The following is a 2,356-nucleotide window of genomic DNA, read 5'->3' as shown; positions in this document are numbered from 1 at the left end:
TAAACAGATGAGCCTATGGTGCTCAATACTTTACCGATACTGACTGAGGCTATAACAGCTATGTCTCTAACGCCGCAACCTCTAACCATCATTAGCCGTATGATGTCTTCTATTTTAGAATGACAGCCGTGATAGGTTAACGCATGATCGCCAATAAATTGACGTTTGCAGTCCTTGCATTGGTAGTTCTGCTTGCCATAGCTTTTTATGCCGTTTTTCTTTAAACTGGGACTGTGACAGTCGGGGCAGCTGATATCTATTTGTGTCTTCATAACCTCAAATATATCATCTTGCTTTGACTGTCACCCTCCTTTTATCTCCTCAGCATACTTTCTGATACACCACCCGTTTTTTTACTTATTTTCATTTATTAATCCCACACACTTATGAGAGCACATCATGTTTACACCATCAACGCTATCACCTACTTTCTCACGCGCTTTGCTGAGCACCCTAACGGCCACTATCTTATTTGGTACTGCTAGCCTATCTAGTGCTGCTATATTTAATAAAAACTTACCGACCGATAAAGATGCCCAGCTAAGCGTTGGTGTCAATGTCATGGCGATAAACTCAGCCTACGATTTGGAAGACAGTATTGATGTACGCGTATTGCCGGGTGTCTTTTATGATAATAATAGAGTGTACGCGCGTGGTGCTCAGGCTGGTGCTTACCTTATTAACGACGGCTCCAATCAGCTATCTGCTTATGCTCAACTTTCTGGTAGCGAGTTTGATCCTGATGATGCACGCGGCGCACTCAAAGGTCTCGACAAGCGTAAAGCATCTGCTGATGCTGGTCTCACATACCTGCGCCGTACGCCGATTGGTGGCTTTCGTGCCCAGATTGCAACTGACGTTTTAGATCATAGCGGTGGCAATAGTGCCCGCTTGACGTATCTTGCCAAAATAACCAAAGACAAGTTAACGGTCTATCCAAGTATTGGCTTTGAATATCATGATACTGACTATAATGAATACTATTATGGCGTAACAGATAAAGAATCAGAGAAGACAGGCGTTGCGGCTTACACTTCAAATTCGAGCTTGAACCCTTATATCAATATTAGTGCCAATTATGACTTTAATGAGCGCTGGGCAGGCTTTGCTAATCAAAGCTTGAGCTATTTACCGAATGAGCAATATGATAGCCCAATGGTTGACTCGCGTACTGACTCGACGACGACACTTGGTTTGTTGTATAAGTTTTAATATCTTTTAACCCCACTCTCAACTTGAAATAAGCAATTCAAACTGAAGAGGTGGGTTACCAAGTTGTTTATTAAGTACAAAGCACAGATTATGTGACAGAATTTTACGAATCAATCGATGCGACAAATGCCATAAGTCCTTTGCTCGTACCCTTTGTATATTAAACCGTTCTGATAACTGACTGATCACGGTTTCAACGATACGGCGGGCTTTCATTAACCGTCGTACCACAGGTTTGGATCGGTCCTCTTTCATATTGCGTCTGAGCGGTGTTTGTAGATCTATCCCTTGAGCGTCATAGTATTGAGCCAGTTTAGGGCTGATATACCCTTTATCAGCGCCAAGTAGTCCGTGAATATGACTCGTAATATCTGGGGCAACTTCTCTTTCATCAACATTAGCAGGCGCTATAGTAAAGCCCTTAATCATACCCGATAAGGTAACCAGCAAGTGACCCTCAAAGCCATAGTATTTTTCTTGTTTAGCCGCGCAGTAACTAAAAGCAGCTAGGTCTTGATAGTTCTTATGCCGGTAAGCTCGTCCATAATGACAGACGGGTATGGGAAAACCATCAATCAGATGAATATTATCATAACCTTCGACTTCACTGACTTTATCCTGTATTCGTTGTTTCACTTGCCATAGGTTGCTGCAGTGCTTGGCAAAGTTAGGGTACGAGCCTATGGCTGGAAACCAAGCTTGCCAATGCTGGGTAAAGTATTGCCAAATTTGTTTATCTTGATCCATGTTTAAAAACTCACCTACTAGCTCCATGCAAATAATTTCAGGGTCAGTGAGTTTAGGGGCGTAACCTGCACCTCGCAATGGTTCGGTGACAACTATTTTGTAATATTGCTCTACCATTAAATAGATATTGATGATAAATTCTTCTATGGGCATCTCATGACTCCATTGTGTTCTTGGTCGAAAACAATAGATTAGTGAGATGCTCTTCTTTTTTCAATCTCTTTCGAAGTTGAGAGTGGGGTATCTTTTAGAGTTTATATAAAAAAATACCTTGCCGCGATAAACACGGTAAGGTATTTTTTCATCAATAGCTTTAAATGTAGGGTGCGCCCAGCGCATCGATATAGTCAGTGAGAAGTAATATCGCTACATCACGTACTGCAGGTACCGTTTTTTC

3 protein-coding genes are annotated in these 2,356 nt (G+C 41.9%); 1 reads left to right on the top strand and 2 read right to left on the bottom strand.

The annotated features are described in order from the left end of the window. Nucleotides 1-272 (bottom strand): IS1 family transposase (locus EI161_RS14015; RefSeq protein ID WP_192529307.1); only part of this gene is annotated, 272 nt, incomplete at its 3' end. Between the two features lie 127 nt (nt 273-399). Here EI161_RS14015 and EI161_RS14010 point away from each other — a divergent pair. After that, nucleotides 400-1,212: a MipA/OmpV family protein gene (locus EI161_RS14010; RefSeq protein WP_192524963.1), complete on the top strand. Its 813-nt coding sequence runs from the start codon at nt 400-402 to the stop codon at nt 1,210-1,212. A gap of 18 nt (nt 1,213-1,230) precedes the next feature. Here EI161_RS14010 and EI161_RS14005 read toward each other — a convergent pair whose 3' ends face one another. After that, nucleotides 1,231-2,112: an IS982 family transposase gene (locus tag EI161_RS14005; RefSeq protein ID WP_192529877.1), complete on the bottom strand. Its 882-nt coding sequence runs from the start codon at nt 2,110-2,112 to the stop codon at nt 1,231-1,233. Between the last annotated feature and the right edge of the window lie 244 nt (nt 2,113-2,356).

It is taken from the genome of Psychrobacter sp. FME5 (assembly GCF_014861375.1).
Lineage (GTDB): Bacteria > Pseudomonadota > Gammaproteobacteria > Pseudomonadales > Moraxellaceae > Psychrobacter.
This window is presented reverse-complemented; position numbering and strand designations above follow the sequence as displayed.

Bases quoted from the DNA above. Each gene is read 5' to 3' on its own strand.
- EI161_RS14005 (WP_192529877.1), bottom strand. From the start codon at position 2,112: ATGCCCATAGAAGAATTTATCATCAATATCTATTTAATGGTAGAGCAA.
- EI161_RS14010 (WP_192524963.1), top strand. From the start codon at position 400: ATGTTTACACCATCAACGCTATCACCTACTTTCTCACGCGCTTTGCTG.